The sequence below is a fragment of the Bacillus salipaludis genome, from assembly GCF_030938565.1.
In the GTDB taxonomy this organism is placed as follows: Bacteria; Bacillota; Bacilli; order Bacillales; family Cytobacillaceae; genus Neobacillus; species Neobacillus salipaludis_A.
In genome coordinates, this window is record NZ_JAVGVR010000001.1 from 2,616,661 (window position 1) to 2,633,928 (window position 17,268).

At 39.6% G+C, this 17,268-nt stretch carries 17 protein-coding genes; 13 read left to right on the forward strand and 4 right to left on the reverse strand.

Going from position 1 to position 17,268, the window contains the following annotated elements; all coding sequences use genetic code 11:
* The first annotated feature begins 278 nt into the window (after positions 1-278).
* The 12 genes from RCG21_RS12900 (at position 279) to RCG21_RS12955 (ending at position 12,943) form a co-directional block, all read left to right on the forward strand.
* On the forward strand, positions 279-1,556 hold the full coding sequence (locus RCG21_RS12900) for an MFS transporter (RefSeq protein ID WP_133333647.1): 1,278 nt from the start codon (positions 279-281) through the stop codon (positions 1,554-1,556).
* Positions 1,557-1,717: 161 nt separating this feature from the next.
* Positions 1,718-2,254 (forward strand): cupin domain-containing protein, encoded by a 537-nt coding sequence (locus RCG21_RS12905; RefSeq protein ID WP_133333646.1) that lies wholly within the window; start codon positions 1,718-1,720, stop codon positions 2,252-2,254.
* Between the two features lie 160 nt (positions 2,255-2,414).
* Positions 2,415-3,329 (forward strand): VOC family protein, encoded by a 915-nt coding sequence (locus RCG21_RS12910; protein WP_308913235.1) that lies wholly within the window; start codon positions 2,415-2,417, stop codon positions 3,327-3,329.
* A 25-nt stretch (positions 3,330-3,354) separates the two neighbouring features.
* Positions 3,355-4,146, forward strand: coding sequence for an SDR family oxidoreductase (locus RCG21_RS12915; protein ID WP_133333644.1), 792 nt, complete (start codon positions 3,355-3,357; stop codon positions 4,144-4,146).
* 24 nt (positions 4,147-4,170) lie between these two features.
* The gene (locus RCG21_RS12920; protein WP_133333643.1) at positions 4,171-5,859 is read left to right on the forward strand and encodes a thiamine pyrophosphate-binding protein; all 1,689 of its coding nucleotides are present in this window, start codon (positions 4,171-4,173) and stop codon (positions 5,857-5,859) included.
* Between the two features lie 12 nt (positions 5,860-5,871).
* The gene (locus RCG21_RS12925) at positions 5,872-7,317 is read left to right on the forward strand and encodes an aldehyde dehydrogenase family protein (protein WP_133333642.1); all 1,446 of its coding nucleotides are present in this window, start codon (positions 5,872-5,874) and stop codon (positions 7,315-7,317) included.
* Positions 7,318-7,332: 15 nt separating this feature from the next.
* Complete coding sequence (gene nadX, locus RCG21_RS12930) at positions 7,333-8,115, forward strand: aspartate dehydrogenase (RefSeq protein ID WP_133333641.1); 783 nt, start codon at positions 7,333-7,335, stop codon at positions 8,113-8,115.
* Positions 8,116-8,213: 98 nt separating this feature from the next.
* The gene (locus RCG21_RS12935; protein ID WP_308913236.1) at positions 8,214-9,518 is read left to right on the forward strand and encodes an aromatic ring-hydroxylating oxygenase subunit alpha; all 1,305 of its coding nucleotides are present in this window, start codon (positions 8,214-8,216) and stop codon (positions 9,516-9,518) included.
* A gap of 67 nt (positions 9,519-9,585) precedes the next feature.
* Positions 9,586-10,095: an aromatic-ring-hydroxylating dioxygenase subunit beta gene (locus RCG21_RS12940; RefSeq protein WP_133333639.1), complete on the forward strand. Its 510-nt coding sequence runs from the start codon at positions 9,586-9,588 to the stop codon at positions 10,093-10,095.
* A 42-nt stretch (positions 10,096-10,137) separates the two neighbouring features.
* The gene (locus RCG21_RS12945) at positions 10,138-10,926 is read left to right on the forward strand and encodes an SDR family NAD(P)-dependent oxidoreductase (protein WP_133333638.1); all 789 of its coding nucleotides are present in this window, start codon (positions 10,138-10,140) and stop codon (positions 10,924-10,926) included.
* A gap of 23 nt (positions 10,927-10,949) precedes the next feature.
* Positions 10,950-11,915, forward strand: coding sequence for a VOC family protein (locus tag RCG21_RS12950; protein WP_308913237.1), 966 nt, complete (start codon positions 10,950-10,952; stop codon positions 11,913-11,915).
* 149 nt (positions 11,916-12,064) lie between these two features.
* Positions 12,065-12,943 (forward strand): YitT family protein, encoded by an 879-nt coding sequence (locus tag RCG21_RS12955; RefSeq protein WP_133333636.1) that lies wholly within the window; start codon positions 12,065-12,067, stop codon positions 12,941-12,943.
* Positions 12,944-12,982: 39 nt separating this feature from the next.
* Here RCG21_RS12955 and RCG21_RS12960 read toward each other — a convergent pair whose 3' ends face one another.
* On the reverse strand, positions 12,983-14,227 hold the full coding sequence (locus RCG21_RS12960) for an MFS transporter (protein ID WP_133333635.1): 1,245 nt from the start codon (positions 14,225-14,227) through the stop codon (positions 12,983-12,985).
* A 38-nt stretch (positions 14,228-14,265) separates the two neighbouring features.
* Positions 14,266-14,721: a CBS domain-containing protein gene (locus tag RCG21_RS12965; protein WP_133333634.1), complete on the reverse strand. Its 456-nt coding sequence runs from the start codon at positions 14,719-14,721 to the stop codon at positions 14,266-14,268.
* 214 nt (positions 14,722-14,935) lie between these two features.
* On the opposite strand from RCG21_RS12965, the gene RCG21_RS12970 reads away from it, so the two are divergent.
* A complete protein-coding gene (locus RCG21_RS12970; RefSeq protein WP_133333633.1) occupies positions 14,936-15,355 on the forward strand; it encodes a MarR family winged helix-turn-helix transcriptional regulator in 420 nt (139 codons plus the stop codon).
* Positions 15,356-15,508: 153 nt separating this feature from the next.
* Here RCG21_RS12970 and RCG21_RS12975 read toward each other — a convergent pair whose 3' ends face one another.
* Both RCG21_RS12975 and RCG21_RS12980 read right to left on the reverse strand, forming a co-directional pair.
* The gene (locus tag RCG21_RS12975) at positions 15,509-16,645 is read right to left on the reverse strand and encodes a polysaccharide deacetylase family protein (RefSeq protein ID WP_372512646.1); all 1,137 of its coding nucleotides are present in this window, start codon (positions 16,643-16,645) and stop codon (positions 15,509-15,511) included.
* A 132-nt stretch (positions 16,646-16,777) separates the two neighbouring features.
* Positions 16,778-17,098, reverse strand: coding sequence for a hypothetical protein (locus RCG21_RS12980; protein ID WP_133333631.1), 321 nt, complete (start codon positions 17,096-17,098; stop codon positions 16,778-16,780).
* Positions 17,099-17,268: the final 170 nt, after the last annotated feature.

Consider the following 17,268-nt stretch of genomic DNA (forward strand, 5'->3'; position numbering starts at 1 on the left):
AACTTGCGATTGCGCAAGTTTTTTTATTTTATAAGCGTTTTATATATAAAACTAATTTTAATTTACAACACAAATATAGTGTTTTGTGTTGACATAATTTTCGTAAAATTTTAAAATAAGAATATAAGCAAAACAATGTTTTGTATGCGAAACATTAAGTTGCGATATTTAAAAAAAGGAGGAATACTAGTTCGTTTTTATACAAATTATTGTAAAATAATAAAATGAGTTTTGGAAGCGTGTACATTCTTCTAAGTAAAACAAAAGGGGTGTTTTTCATGTTAAATGGTAACAAAAGATGGGTTTATATAGCTGTGCCGATATTCTTCTTTTGGTTTTTTGGGCAAATTGATAAATTAGGTATTTCTATCATCCAAACGGATCAGACTTTCCTGAATGATCTAGGCTTAACGGGTGCAGATAAAATGGCAAAAGTCGGGATGATTACTTTTGTTTTTACGATTTCCTATGCTTTATCAAATGTTATTTGGGGGTTTATTATTGACAAACTCGGAGCGAGAAAAACCGGAATCCTTGGTCTAATTCTTTGGGCAATTACCATGGTTGTTGGGGGATTATCGACGTCATATGAAATGTTTATAGTAAGCCGGATCATATTGGGAATTGGCGAGGGGATGATGATCCCAATATGCGGAAAATTTATTTCTAATTGGTTTAATCAGCGTGAATTTGGGAAAGCACAATCTTCCTGGCTTGCCGGAAACTATCTAGGCCCAGCTTGTGGTGCTATCATCATCACAACTGTCATTGCAACTTTCCATTGGCAGGCAGCGTTTTTCTTGCTTGCCGGTTTTAACTTATTAATTGTACTGCCAATGTTTATTTTCCTGACTCGAGATACTCCGGAAGAACATCCAAGACTTGATAAAAGTGAATTAGCCTATATTCGCCAGTCAGATTCATCCGTAAACACGAAAAAACAAAACTTTGCTCAAGACTTCCGTTATTGGATTGTGTGGTTCGGAATGTTAGTAGCATCCTTCTTATTCTTCGGTATTAGTGTTTGGCTTCCAACCTATTTAGTTGGGGCGAAAGGATTTTCGAAAGAAGCCATGACCGGAATTACCTCTTTATCTTGGCTCTTTGCTTTGGGATTTGTCATCCTTTGTGGAATTCTATCTGATAAAACAAAGCGTCCAAGCTTACTTGCAACCATTTTATTTGTTTTAACAGCATTATTTTTAACTATTGCCATTTTGACTCCACAACCTGTTGTAGCCGGTGTCTGTATGGGCTTAGCAATGGGAGCTCAAGGCGGTGTCTTCCATTTAAGTAATTTATTTATTGTTAAATTTTCAACACCTGAGACTGCAGGGCGTGCAGCTGGGCTAATGGGCTTCACAAATATTCTCGGCGGTTTCTCAAGCTATATCATGGGTTGGATGGTGGATCTTTCTCATGGAGATTTTGGACCATCGATTTTGATGTTAATCATAACCGCCTCACTTGGAATCATTGCATACCTATTTACTTTGAAAAAAGAAGCTGAGGAAATTAAAATTGAAAAAATGTCTCAAAATCGAGTTTCGGCATAAATTTTCGAATTTTACGCTATATGTTACCTATATAAAACATATTTTTATATTTAAAAATTTCTCAATATTTATAATTGACAATTATAGTGTTGGGATTTAATATTAGATTATAAAGAAAACAATGTTTCAAATATAAAACATAAATGAGGAGTGTTGTAAAAATGTCTACTGAAAAATTTGATTTAGCTGGGTTCGAAAAAAAATATGTTGCGAGATTAAAAGATCGTACGCTAGATTGGAACGTTTTAAAATTCCAAGAAGAAGTTGACCCATCTTACAAGAGAGCGCAAATGAGATACATCGGCCGTGGTGCTACAGCTAACAATGATGCAAATGTAATCCAGGCTGAACACTTTACTTTGAGCACAATGGTTTTACCTGCAGGGTGCCAAGGCCCGCTTCACTTACATGACGATGTTGAAGAAGTTTTCTTTGTAATTAAAGGAAGCATCACTGCTCTAATTCAAGAAGAAGGCAGCGATGAAGTTCATGAAATCGTTTTAAATGAAAGGGATTGCATCAGCTCACCTCCTGGGGTATACCGCGGACTTCGAAACGACAGCGATGAAGAAGCATTGATGCTTGTTATGCTGGGTGCTGTTAAGCCAAATCTTCCTACGTATCCAAAAGGTAGTGCGTTAGAGGAACTTCGAATTAAGCGTGCAAAGGAAAGAGAAGCAATCATTAACGCAAAATAATGAAAAATGGGCAGTTGTTTCAAAGCTTAAACATACTCCCTGATTGGTAGAAATTTTCGTTCGACAGGGATGGTCCTCTTTATTAACATGCGGGATCATCCTTGTCTACTTTATAAACATATAGAATAGGGAAAAGCAGAGGAATAGTGGAGGTGGCATCATGTTAGGAATCACACATTTAAGGCATATAGGATTAATTACACCGGTACTTCAGGAACAGGCCGATTTTTATGAAAAAATCTGGGGTCTCGATAAAGTAGCACAGGATGAGAATACGGTTTATTTTCGCGGGGCCGGCCCTGAAAATCATATATTAAGTCTTCACGCAGGTGAAAAAAGAGGACTCCATCATATTGCTTTTGGGATGGTTGATAAGAACGCGGTGGACCAAGCGGCAGAGACGCTAGCTTCAAAAGGTGTTAGGATTGTTGCGAAACCGGGATATTTGGATGAAGAAGGTAAAGGTTATGGGCTGCGTTTTCTTGACCCGGAGAATCGTTGTATTGAATTATCCGCGTGGGTAGAAATTCATACCTCGATTTGGAATAAGAAAAATGTTGACCCGGTAAAACTGAACCATGTCGTTATGAACACGAAAGATCTTGATATGATTACAGCATTTTATACAGATGTTTTAGGATTTAAGGTTACGGACTGGAGCGAGCATCAAATGTCCTTCCTTCGCTGTAACAGAAAACATCATTCGATTGCCTTTAACCAAGATCAACATGCCTCTGTAAATCATATCGCCTATGAAGTCGATACTGTGGATGAGGTTATGAGAGGAATTTCAAACGTTAGAAAAGCGGGTTACCAAGAACTTTGGGGTCCTGGCCGTCATGGTCCTGGAGATAATGTTTTTTGCTACTTCCAAGACCCAGGAAAGTTTGTAATGGAATATACCTGTTATTTAGAAACAATTGAAGATGAATCAGAATGGAGAGCGCGTGTCTGGAAACGTGTTCCGCACCTGATGGATCAATGGGGTATTGCCGGCCCTCCAAAACCGGAAGCTCGCAAAGCTATGGCAGGCATTCCTGATCCTGGCTGGGCAGTTGTAGATACGCTAGTTTAAAGGCTTTAGTAAAAGGGGTGTCATGATGGATTTAGGATTAAAGGGCAAGGTAGCGGTGATAATGGGGGGAACATCTGGTGTTGGGTTAAAAACAGCAGAAATGTTTTTACAAGAAGGTGCCAAAGTTGCGGTTTGCGGCAGAAATGCAGAGCGTAAAGAAAAAGCATACGATCACCTGTTAAAGTTTGGGTCGGCAGAATCCATTTATTCCGCTACCTGTGACGTAACAAATAAAGAAGAAGTTAAGCATTTTATCGAAGGTACAGCAACATTTTTTGGCGGTATTGATATACTTGTAAATGCAGCAGGCCAAAGCGTCATGGGACATTTCTTCGATGTCACTGATGAGCAATGGGAGCAGCAAATTCAATTAAAATATTTTGCCATCATTTATGCAGTAAAAGCAGTTCATCCATATTTGGTAAAGCAAGGTGGAGGCAGAATCATTAATATCAATGCCACATTAGCGAAAGAACCGGAAAGACATATGGTTGCGACTGCGGCAACAAGAGCTGGTCTCTTAAACTTAAGTAAAACCTTATCTCAAGAACTGGCTGCAGATAATATCTTAGTCAACTCAGTGAGTCTTGGTTTAATTCGTACGGATCAATGGGAGCGAAGAAGAATGAAAAATGCTCCCGACATGAAAGCAGAAGATTATTATGCGGACTTAGCGAAAAAGAGAAATATCCCGTTAGGAAGAGTAGGGGAAGCTGAAGAAGTTGCAAGTGTAATTTTATTCCTTGCTTCAAACAAGGCAAGTTATGTAGCGGGTTCAACAATTGAAACAGCTGGAGCGCTGGGGAAAGCGCTTTAATATTAGATAAAGGCGGAATAAATGATGAGTGAGCAAAAGCAAATGGAATTTACTACAGCAGATGCGGTCGTAAAAGAACTTGTACGTGCTGGTGTGGAGGTAGCGTTTGGAATTGTCAGCATTCACAATATGCCAATCTACGATGCGATTCTTCGCGAGGGTAGTATTCACTTAGTATGTTCCCGTGGTGAAAGCGGTGCAGCCAATATGGCAGATGGATATGCTAGAGCCACAGGAAAATTGGGAGTGGTAATTACAAGTACCGGAACAGGAGCAGGAAATGCTGCGGGTTCTTTAATTGAAGCATGGGCAGCTGGAGTTCCCGTTCTTCATTTGACAGGTGAGGTAGCATCTTCTTATCTAGGAACAGGAAGAGGCTACATCCATGAATGTAAAGATCAATTGTCAATGATGGAAGGAGCTTCTAAGAAGGCGCTTCGTTTGAGAAGACCTGAGCAGGCAGCAGCGGTTGTTAGACAAGCAATTCAGGAAGCATTCGCTTATCCATCCGGCCCGGTAACACTTGAAATTCCGATTGATTTTCAATCTGCCATTATACCGAATCATTCAATGGAAGAAATTAAAACAATTGCTTCTGCTAATCAAACGATTCCATCCGTTCCCGAAGAGGTCGTAACGAAAATTAAGAATGCTCGACGACCGGTTATTTGGGCAGGCGGAGGTGTAATTACATCAGGTGCATCTAGAGAAGTTCAAGAGTTAGCTGAAAAAATTGGTGCAGCAGTGGTTACAAGTCAATCTGGGAAAGGAAGTATCCCGGAAGATCATCCTCAATGTATCGGCCATTTTGCAGCATATGAGTTGACTAAAAATTTAATAAAAGACGCTGATTTATTAATTAGTGTTGGTGTTCGGTTTAGAGGAAACGAAACCTCGAACTGGAAGGTCGCCGTTCCAGCAGAACATATTTCCATAGATGCGGACTTTCATGCAGTTAATCGAAACTATGAAGCTACTTATAGTTTAGTAGGGGATGCCAAGCATATTCTCCAGGCATTAAATCAGGGAGTAGATAAAACTGCAGTTAATCCAGATCCTTCATATTTAGACGAAGTGCAGTCTGTACGGGAGGAATTACGTTCCCAGTTAAGAGCAACACTTGGTCCGTACGAACAAATTCTTGACGGAATGCGCAAAATAATGCCTCAAAACACTATTTTAGTCCGGGATGTTACCGTTCAGGCAAATGTTTGGGGAAGCCGATTATTTGAAATTTATGAACCAAGAACATCGATTCACGCATCAGGCGGTGGAATAGGGCAGGGGCTGCCTACTGCCATCGGTGCTCAAATGGCCGATAAAAATCGCCCTGTTGTCCTCATGGCTGGAGATGGCGGTTTTATGGTCAATGTTGGGGAAATGGCAACTGCCGCTCAGGAAAAACTGCCAATGATCGTTGTTCTATTTGATGATGCCGGATATGGTGTGCTTAGAAATATTCAAAGTAATGCCTATGGACGTCAGGTTGCGGTGGATCTAATGAGCCCTGACTTTGTGTTATTAGCTCAATCAATGGGATTTGATGCTGCTCGAATCGGTTCCCCGGCAGAATTTGTAACCGAGCTCGAAAAGGCGGTAAACACAAAAAATCCTACGATGATCGTTGTCGATATGGAAGCGGTTGGCCCAATGGCAAAACCATTTGGAGGACCTCCAGGCGCAGCAGAAGCGTTTAAACCGAAAAAGTTATAAGGAGGAATTGACGTGATATCAACACACCCATATGTATCAGGCAAATATCTTATTGGCGGAAAATGGTTTCAAGCTGAAAAAACGGCTAATGTCATCAATCCCGCCGATCATAATGAAGTAGTCGGTGAGGTGGCCATTTGTTCGAAAAATGAAGTCGATTTGGCGGTAGAAACTGCTGCTAAGGCATATGAAAGCTGGTCTCAAAGTGAACTGGAGGATCGGGCACACCGCATGAAAATGGCGGCAGAAGAAATCAAAACAATCGTAGAAGAGAATGTTTCACTACTTGTTCGGGAGAATGGAAAAGCATTAGTGGAAGCGAAAAAAGATTTGCTCCGCTGTTCAGATATTATGATTCAAGGTGCTGAAGAATTAATAGAATGGTGGAAACCTGAAAGCTTACCGGGGAATCAGAAGGTACAGGTTCGCAAGCGTCCACGCGGAGTGGCAGCCATCATTTCGCCTTGGAATTCGCCAATGATTCTTACGTTCAAACGCGTGATTCCAGCTGTTTTAACAGGAAACACAGTGGTTGTGAAGCCAGCGACGAGCTGTCCTTTGACGATCATGACTTTCTTAAAAGTAGTCGCATCCTATTTTCCTGAGGGTGTCATCAATGTCGTAACGGGCTCAGGCGCTGTGATTGGAGATGCGCTTTGCACCGACCCTAGGGTTCGTACCATCGCTTTTGTCGGAAGTACTGAGACGGGTAAAGAAATTATCCGTGCTGCTTCAGGAACGGTTAAGAAACTTTATATGGAACTTGGCGGCAATGATGCGGCGATTGTTCTATCAGATGCTAATTTGGATGAAGCTGCCATTAAGCGCCTTCGTTTTGGAGTTTTACGTGCTGCAGGGCAAGTATGTTCAGCGATTAAAAGAATCTATGTGCATGAATCCAGATATGAGGAAGTTGTTGAAAAATTAAAGAAGGAATTCAGCCATATTCGAGTTGGAAATGGAATTCAACCAGATGTTGAAATGGGTCCATTAAATAATAAATCGCAATATGACTATGTAAAAGGTCTCATTAAACGCGCTGAGGAATCGGGTGCAAATGTAATTACCGGAGGGATTCAATTAGATCCGGAATCCTGGGAGCAAGGCTATTATATTTTACCTACTATTATTACCGGTGTAGACCAGCAAAGTGAAATTGTTCGTGCCGAACAATTTGGCCCAGTGATTCCAATACTATCTTTCTCTAATGCAGATGAAGCAGTCCGGCTAGCGAACGATAGTGAGTTTGGTTTAAGAGCATCTGTTTGGACAGAGGACGAGGCGTTGGCAGCGACATTGGCAGACCGGTTAGAGGCAGGAGCAGTTTTCCATAATAACCATACTATCTTCCAAGATCTTCATTTAGATTTCCCTGGCCTTAAAGAAAGCGGATTATCCCGTGAAGTAAGACATTGCGGCTTGGAATATTTCGCAGACTCATACGGATTTGCGAACTAATAGGGGGAATATTAAATGAGAATTGGGTTAATTGGAGGAGGAAACATTGGAAAGTTCCTCCTCCAGAGCATCAATATTGAAGGGCTTTTGCCAAACTCTAAAATTGTTGGACTTTATACAAGAAATGAAATATCTGCAAAGCAATTGGCTGAACAATACAGTACAGAACGTTTTTCATCGATGCAATCACTTATACAATCAAATGTAGATGTTATCATTGAAGCAGCAACCGTCCAAGTGGCAAAAGACGTTGCTGCATCTGCTCTTGAAAGTGGAAAAGACTTAGTATTAAGTAGTGTGGGAGCCCTAGCTGATGTTGATTTTTATCAGAGCCTTGAAAAAATATGTCATGAAAAAGGAACAAAAATTTACTTACCATCCGGTGCGATAGGAGGGTTGGATGTTCTTAAAGCGGCAAAATCAATCGGGGAACTTGAATCTGTTTCCATTATTACGAGAAAACCTCCACGAGCATTGCCAGGGGCACCAACTGATCGTGAACATGTAATGTTCGAAGGTTCAGCTGCCGACGCAATTGAATTATTCCCGAAAAATATTAATGTTTCTATCATTTTATCTTTAGCAGGTCTGGGACCGAAGCAAACGAGTGTAAAAATTATCTCCGATCCTGGAGTAGAAAAAAATAATCATATAATAGAAGCAACTGGCTCTTTTGGGAAGTTATCCTTACAGGTGGAAAACAATCCGATGCCGAATAATCCAAAAACAAGCTACTTAGCTGCATTAAGTGTCCTATCATCATTGAAAAATAAAGATGCCTCCATATTAGTTGGATAAATGCTAAACTTTTGCAGGAGATGTTCTTTTAATATAATATAGCAAGCCGGGTAACTTGCATTATGAAAGAAAATCTAATACTTAGGGGGAATAAGCAGATGTTAAAAACCAACGTGAATCTAGAAGAAATGTCGCAAAAAGAAGCAATCGACTACTTAAAAGAATCTGTACAACCCGAAATAGGCGCAATTCCAGCTTATCTTTTAGGGGATCCCACTGTTTATGATATTGAACATAAAAAAGTCTTTTTAAAAACTTGGTTGTTCGTTGGTCATGAATCAGAAATTCCGAAAAAGAATGATTTCATCACAAGAGATGTTGCCGGTTATTCCGTTATTATTTCAAGAGGTGCTGACGGAGAAATCCGCGGCCTCTATAATATGTGTACACACCGCGGAATGAAGCTCTGCCGTGCCGATGCCGGAAATAAGACAATGTTTACCTGCCCGTATCATGGTTTTAATTTTAAAAATAACGGTGATTGTGTCGGCGTGCCGCTGCAAAAAGATATTTACGGTGAGGATTTAGATAAATCACGTCTTGGACTTTATAAAATCAGAATTGAATCCTATAAAGGTTTACTTTTTGGAACATGGAATGATGAGGCAGAACCATTAGAGGAGTTTTTAGGCGAGTTTAAATGGTATGTGGATATTTTGGCGGGTCGGGCAGAAATGGAAGTATTGGGGCCGCCGCAAAGATTCATCATTCATTCAAACTGGAAAATTGGAGCAGATAACTTTGTTGGTGATTCCTACCACACAATGGTTACACATGGATCCATTGCAAAACTAGGAATGGTTCCAAGCGCGACTTATTCTAAAAAGGGATACCAAATTTATACTGATCATGGACATGGTTTAAACCTTGGTACTCCGAATCCTGATTTTGCTTTTCCTGAGGAATTGAGAGAAGAGTATAAGTCTAATTTGACGGAAGAGCAGTATGAAGTATTATCTAATCTAAAAAATATGATTGGAAATATTTTTCCAAACCTTTCATTCTTAATTTCGCATACCAAGGTAAAAGGACAGTTAATTTCAAATACATCTGTTCGACTTTGGAGACCAGTTGGTGTTGATAAGATGGAGGTTATTACCTGGTTCTTGATAGAGAAGAACGCTTCAGAGGATTGGAAAAGACGTTCCCGCGAGTCATTTGTTTTAACCTTCAGTCCATCTGGAATTTTTGAACAGGATGATACAGAGGTATTCACGGATATCACAGCAGCAGCATCAGGAACTATGCCACTCGTAAAACAACTTACTTTTAACTATACCATGGGCTTGCACAGAAAGCCTGTTGAAGATTTTACTGGTCCAGGTGTTGCTTTTGATGATAAGTTTACTGAGGCGAATCAAAGGAACTTCTATCGTTATTGGTTGGATTTGATGACGAAGTAATCCGCCATGTTTAAATTATTTGGCAGGTTTTTAATGTAAGGGATTTCGTTGATTGGGGGAATCGAGAATGAGTATGGAAAAAATGCTGGCGACATATGAATTTGAACAATGGTTATACCGTGAAGCAAAGTTTCTTGATGATATTGATTTTGATGGATGGTTTAATTTACTGCACCCGAATATTGCTTATCAAATGCCGGTGAGGGTCAATAAAGAAGGAGTAGAACGTCCTGATTATTCGTTAAATATGTTTGCTTTTGATGATGACTATGAATTATTGAAAATTCGAGTAGACCGTTTAAAAACCGATTATGCTTGGGCTGAAATCCCGCCATCGCGTACAAGGAGATCTGTTAATAATGTACAGTTACTGGAATTCACTCCAAATGAAAAAGCGGTAGTGAACAGCTATTTAACTATCTACCGAAGCCGAAGTACGGATATTCATCATGATCTGATTTCAGGGGAACGGCACGATGAATTCACCTACGTTGATGGGGAGTGGAAGCTTTCCAAAAGAGAATTCATTATTGATCAAACAACTATAAACACAAGAAATCTTGCAATCTTCGTATAGCAGCTTATTCAAGTACGGTAGATAACCAGGGAGGTATGTTCAATGGCGATGGATTTAAAAGATAAAGTAGTTTTGATTACAGGCGGCGCTTCAGGTATTGGAGAAGCCGTCACAAGGCGGTTTATACAAGAAGGAGCAAAAGTGGGCATAATCGGCCGCTCTAAAGAAAAGTTAGTGAAAATGAAAGAAGAATTTGGTGAAAATATTGTTACTTGTCAGGGCGATGTAAGCAAATACGAAGACAATGAGCAAGCTGTTCAAGCGACTGTTGGAAAATTTGGAAAGTTAGATGTTTTTATTGCTAATGCTGGTGTTTTCGATGGTTTTGCTAAATTTGCTGATGTGACTCCTGAGGCCCTTTCCGATGCATATGATTTTCTGCTCAATATTAACCTAAAAGGCTCATTTTTCGGGGTGAAAGCAGCTCTTGAAGAATTACAAAAAACAAATGGAAATATTATATTTTCTGTTTCAGGTGCAAGTTTCTATCCTGATGGCGGCGGCGTTTGGTACACAGCAAGCAAGCACGCTCAAGTCGGACTAATGCGCCAGCTTGCGTTCGAACTCGCGCCAAATATTCGGGTAAATGCGGTTGCACCAGGAGGCACACTCACAGAACTCACGGTTATTCCACCACTTCATCCATTCGTTAAAATTGTGGATAATGAGACGAAAGCAAAAAGCATTAAAAAGCGAAACCCGCTTCAACTCGCCCAGATGCCTGAAGATCATGTTGGAGCCTATGTATTGCTTGCTTCCGATCAGGCTAAAGCCATTACTGGTGAAGTGATTTCAAGCGACGGGGGTCTTTCTGTACGCGGTCTTGGTTGATTTGTTAATGGGGAGGGGTTTAAATGAATGAGCCGTTGACAGCAAAACAGCCATTGGCTGGAAATAATGTTATCGATCAACTTGCCTTTGTTGTACACGATATTGAACAGGCTTCAGAGGCATTTTCAAAACTTTTGGGGATACCAAAGCAAAAATGGTTTTTAACAGGAGACCGAGAAGTTTCTAAGGTTGTTTTTCGCGGGGAGCCTACCGATTCACGTAGTAAGCTGGTTTTTATGAATACCCCGACTGTCCAATTTGAATTAATCGAACCAAATGAAGAACCAGGGACTATGCGTGAATTTCTGGATACCTTTGGCGAAGGAATTCATCATCTTGCCTTTGATGTAGATTCCATTAAAGATACGCTCTCTATTTTTGAGGAAAATGGTTATCCTCTACTGCAGAGCGGTGAATTTACCTCTAGTGATGGACGATACGTTTATGTGGATACATTGAAGGATCATAAGATTTTAGTTGAATTGCTTGAAAGTGCGGAACCAAGGGATACAACTCCAAGTACGGAGGTATATACTCCTCCGCTCCTTGGCACGAATAAAGTAGAGCAGCTAGCGATTGTTGTGAAGGATTTAGATGCTGCTGCTAAAGCGTATTGTAAGTTGTTAGGTGTGGAAAAACCAGCTGTGATAAAATCTGGTCCATGCGATCTTACCCAGGTTGTTTTTGAAGGGGAGCCAACAGAAGGCAAATCCAAGTATATGTTTATTAATACTCCACTCATTCAACTCGAAATAATTGAACCAGGAGATTCCCCAAGCACGTGGAAAAAACATCTTGATACATATGGGGAAAGTGTCCACCATATTTCATTTGTGGTAGAGGATATGGATGAAAAAATAAAAATGCTTGAGGAAATGGGTTATCCTGTCATCCAAAGGGGAAACTTCTGGAATGGCAAAGGGCGATATGCCTATATGGATACTACTTCGACATTTAAAGTAATCATAGAATTACTTGAAAGATATTGAATATATAAGATAACCAGCCGCGTGCTGGTTTTTTAGTGCTCTAAAAATGAACTGAAGTTCATATTTTTGTAAAAAATATGATATAATAAAGATAGATATATTTATTAATGAATTGGTAACTTAAAAACATAAATAGTAAGGGTGATGATATGACCGAAGGGATCAATACGATTCAACAACGTAAGTATCCATTAAATAAAATCATTCGCAGAGCGATAGCCATTACCATTGGAGCTATAATAATGGCGACCGGACTAGAAATATTTTTAGTACCGAACAATGTTATTGATGGGGGTATTACCGGAATTTCGATTATGCTGTCACATATAACAGGATGGCAGCTTGGAATTTTTCTTTTCCTTTTTAATTTGCCCTTCGTTTATTTAGGATTTAAGCATCTAGGTAAATCATTCGCGATTTCAACGATATATGGAATTTTCGTTTTATCTATTTTTACCTCTCTTTTTCACCCCGTTCCTGCCTTTACAAATGATATTCTTCTTGCAACTGTTTTTGGCGGTATTATCGCTGGTATAGGCGTTGGAATTGTAATTCGAAATGGCGGTGCTTTAGATGGCACTGAAATTCTTGCAATCGTCATCAATAAAAAGGTTCCCTTTTCCGTCGGGGAAATCATCATGTTTTTTAATGTATTTATTTTAGGTGCTTCCGGATTTTTATTTGGTTGGGACCGAGCTATGTACTCCTTATTGGCATATGTTCTCGCCACGAAAGCGATTGATACAGTGGTAGCCGGAATGGAGGGATCGAAATCTGTTTGGATCATAAGCGAAGAAGCACATGTCATTGGACAGGCAGTTACTGAACGTTTAGGTCGAGGAGTTACCTATTTTGAAGGGAAAGGTGCTTTTTCTGGTGACAATAAAAAGGTTATTTTTAGTATTATTACAAGACTTGAGGAATCAAAGTTAAAAAATTTGGTGGAGGATATTGATCCTTCCGCATTTTTGGCGATTGCGGATGTATCAGATGTTCGGGGCCGCTTTAAGAAAAACAAGATCCATTAAAAAGGATCTACCCAAAACGGGGCAGACCCTCTAATCAAATCAATGACCGACTTCAGCGTTATCGACATGTTTGATATGATTATGATTTAATGCAATAAAGATAACTGATAATAAAACAAACGCTGCACCAACATAGAACGGTGTACTAGGGTTATACCATTCAGCCAATTTTCCTGCGAAATAGGGAGCAATTGCTCCACCAATAAAACGTAAGAAACTGTATGCAGCAGATGCAGTAGAGCGCTCAACAGGAGCAGAATTCATCACGGCAGTTGTAATTAAAGTGTTGTTATTTCCCAATAATGCTCCAGCAAAAATAACCGCTGCAATTATCACCCATTGTGTAGAGGTCCAGATTCCCATGATTGCTAACACAATTGCGAATATGGTTAACATGAAACACATGGATTTAACGGTTCCAAATCTTCTTTGAAGAATTGGTGCCATAAAGACGGAAGTAACGGCAAGCAAAATTCCCCAGCCAAGGAAAACAAAACCGATTCCATGTTCATCCAATCCCATAACAAATGGAGCAAAAGCAAGCAGTGTAAAGAAGCCAAAGTTGTATAAAGCAGCTGCAATACCAAAAACCAATAAAGAACGATGCTTTAATGCTTTAAATGGATCCTTTAAAGATGTTTTAGTTTGAGAAACATTTTTCGGTTTAGCATTTGGCATTAAGGCAATAAGACCGATAAAAGCAATAACCATTAAAGAAGCTACACCTAAAAATGGACCTCTCCAAGACATGCCGCCGAGCCAGCCGCCAAGAAGCGGACCAACGGAAATTCCAAGCCCAATAGCTGCTTCGTATAAAATAATCGCCTTTGCAGTACCGCTGTTTGATAGTGAAACAATCGCTGCCAAGGCAGTAGCAACGAATAAGGCATTTCCAAGACCCCAGCCGCCGCGTAATCCAACAAGTGCCCAAATATTATTTGATAACCCGCCAAGAGCTGAAAAAATGGCAATAATAACGATACCGGAGAGGAGTGTCCATTTGATGCCGAGTCGGGAAGAAATCATTCCAGTGACCAACATGGCCACAGCCATAACAGCATTGTAGCTTGTGAATAGAAGAGTGGTTTGACTTGGTGTTGCATGGAGTTTTTCACTTATGGTAACAAGAATTGGGTCAACAAGGCCTAACCCCATGAAGGCAATAATACAGGCAAAAAAAACAGCCCATACTGCTCTTGGTTGACTTAGTAAACCTGCCTTAGCTTCTACATTTGAGGCCGATTTTGTCGGCGAAGAAGCAACAGATTCTGGTGATGATGACATATACATTTCCCCTTTGTTTATATTTAATTTTATGAAGATTAAAGAAGGCCTTTAAATGAATTTCGAATAACATCCCCGCGGCTAATAATCCCAACTAAAACTCCATTTCGTTCAACTGGAACTTTTTTAATTTGTTTTTTTCCTAAAACAGCCGCAATATTCTCCATTTCCTCATCCCAAGAAACCTTATAAACCTTCTTTTGGGCAATTTCCATTACGTTTAACGCCAAGATTCTTCGTTCTCTTTCCTCGAATTCCTCATTATCCCCTTTGATGACGAATGCATAATAGAAAGAGTCAACGATTCGGTCTTCATGTTTTCCAATAAATCTTAGAATATCCCCGTCACTGATATAACCAACAATTTCATTCCTGTCATTTACAATTGGAAGACCGCTGATTCCAAATTCAATAAATTTCTCAATCACAGACCGGACTGTGTCTGTATCCTTTACTTTGTGTACTTGACTAATCATGATATCGTGAGCTTGCATCTAACCCCTCCTTGTACATAGATTCCCATGTTAAACAAGTTGTATAATAAAAGTATATGTTTGTATTATACAACCATTTTTATTCCTGTCAATAGTGTATTCTAATTGATGGAGAATATTTACAGTTTCAGTTCGACTATAGATAATTGATTCCAAAATAATATTCCGTGTGGTACGATGTTGATAAAGAATTGATAAAGCGGGGTGGATATATATGGGAGATCATTCAGTGGTAACCATAGATCTTGAGCTGGCAATCCTAATCCGCCGAGTGACTTCGGCAAATAGAAATATTGGGCATCTTGATCGTTCCGCCTATCTTTTATTACATAGGATTATTTCAAAAGGACCCGCAGGAGCAAAGGTCCTTGCGGATGAATTCCAGTTGGATATTTCTACGGTAAGCAGGCAGACGGCTGCCCTTGAACAAAAAGGATATGTATACCGAATACCGGACCCATTGGATGGCAGGGCTTACACCCTTCAGATAACGGAATTAGGGAAAAAGGAATTTTTTGAGCATCAGGAAGCACGAATTGAAAGAATCAGTGAAGTTTTAGAGGAATGGTCGGCAGAAGAACGAGAATTATTCGGACAGCTTTTAAGAAAATACAATCGTTCCTCAAGAAAATAAACCAAACAGTGCATGGCATTGTTTGGTTTTTTTATTTTCTTTCCTCGTATTTTAATAGCGATTTTTTTAAAAGAGGTTTTATAGACAAAATTTCCAAGACTAAGTGTAAAGTGTCCATTTAACAAATAAAAAAGGAAGCACATCAATAGCTTACTACCATGATTGTACTAACGCAGCAAATTGATTAATGGTCGTTGAGTTAGAAATCCGTACCCGCCTCATGAGCAGCATTTCGTCTGGCTCACCTGTTTCAATAAATTCTCCCGGTTTAGTAGTTGTTGCATATTGATAGTATTTCTTTGCCTCTTCGACAACAGCGCGATCAACATGACCGAAGGGATAGGCAATGGCTATTACAGGTTTCCCGGTAACCTGTTCGATTTTTTCCTTTGAGCTTTTAAGCTCTTCTTCCAAATTTGTCACCATGGGCAGATCAGCATGTGACATCGTGTGAGACTGAATGGAGAAAATACCGGAATCCACCATTTCTCTTATATCAGCAGAAGATAGCCGCGTAGGAGTTTTATCAATCGACCCAGCAATAACATAATCGGTCGCAACCGGATGAAAGGTGTCATCCTGTAATTTTTGCAGGACCCATAAAGCATTTAGATTATTTTTCATTCCGTCATCAAAGGTAACTAGAACTGGCTTATTTACTTTATTGACCTCGCCCCAGCGTTCAAAAGTCAGGAAGGAATAGCCGTGATCCTTTAAATAGCGCATCTGATCTTCAAAATTAGCGGGAGAAACAAATAATTCCCGCAGTCCAATACCATTATAATTATCAATGGCATGATACATCAAAATCGGGACATGCTGTTGGAAGGTTAAAGTAGATTTTGCAATAAGCTTATCTAAACCATCCCCCTGAACGGCATAGACCGCCACTTGGTACTCACCGCGTTTTCCTGAAAATTCATTTGTATTAAACTCGAATGAAAAATCACTGGCGGCGTCAGCAGAAGAAAAGGTTTTCCTGTCTTGCGGGCCGTCAGCTGTACGCCAAATATGGTAACGAATTTCTTGAACATTTTCCTTAAGATCTTCTGTAGTAATGATTGCATTTATAGATTCAAAAGTAATAGGACTTATAGAAATAGTGGCTCTCGGTTGAAAAATAGGCCGATTGTCCACTTCCGGAAAAGAATCATTTTGGATCCTTAACCGCGCTTTCGAAGAATGGCCTATCTGTTTATTTTCTTTGCCCATTTTAGCGTTGGCCTCTTTTAAGCTGCAGCCGGCAAGAATTATAGTGGAAATCAGTGCGAAGACAACTAATTTGTTCATGTAATTCATCCTTGTAATATAGTAATCTCGGTGATAATCATATCATTTTCGTAGGAGGAGGGATATTTTGAATTCCAGTTTTTAATAGGCAAGGGGATCCAGTTCCATCGTAGAGGGAGCTGGACCCATTTTTTACCCTTTCCCTTCATTAATGGTCCGAAAGATTTGTGTATACATACTTCCTTGAACAACATTTTCTAAAAAGAACTCACTGATTAATTTTAAGTATTCCTCATCGTCAAACATTTTTTTGTTCTGTAATTCCATTTCTGCCAGCCCCTCATAAGTGGAAAAAAAGGAATACGTATGATCTTTTCCCGAAATCGGTGTTAAGATTTCTACTTGATGATTATAATTTTCGTTCCTAAATTTTTTAATTTCTTTTAAATTTTCAATGGCTTCTTTAAATTTGTCTTGTTTTATTTCAAACGTTTGGTAAACAAACACAGACATTGTTTAACCCCCTAGAAAATGTTGAACAGACATAAGCTTAACGTTTCCAAAAACCTTTTTAATATGCGGGAGAAAAAATTTGTATTTTCATTTGTGACATGGTAAACAATACACCTAATCTAATAGAAATTCATAGGAGGATTAATTGTTCACTATCTTCCTGGAGAAAT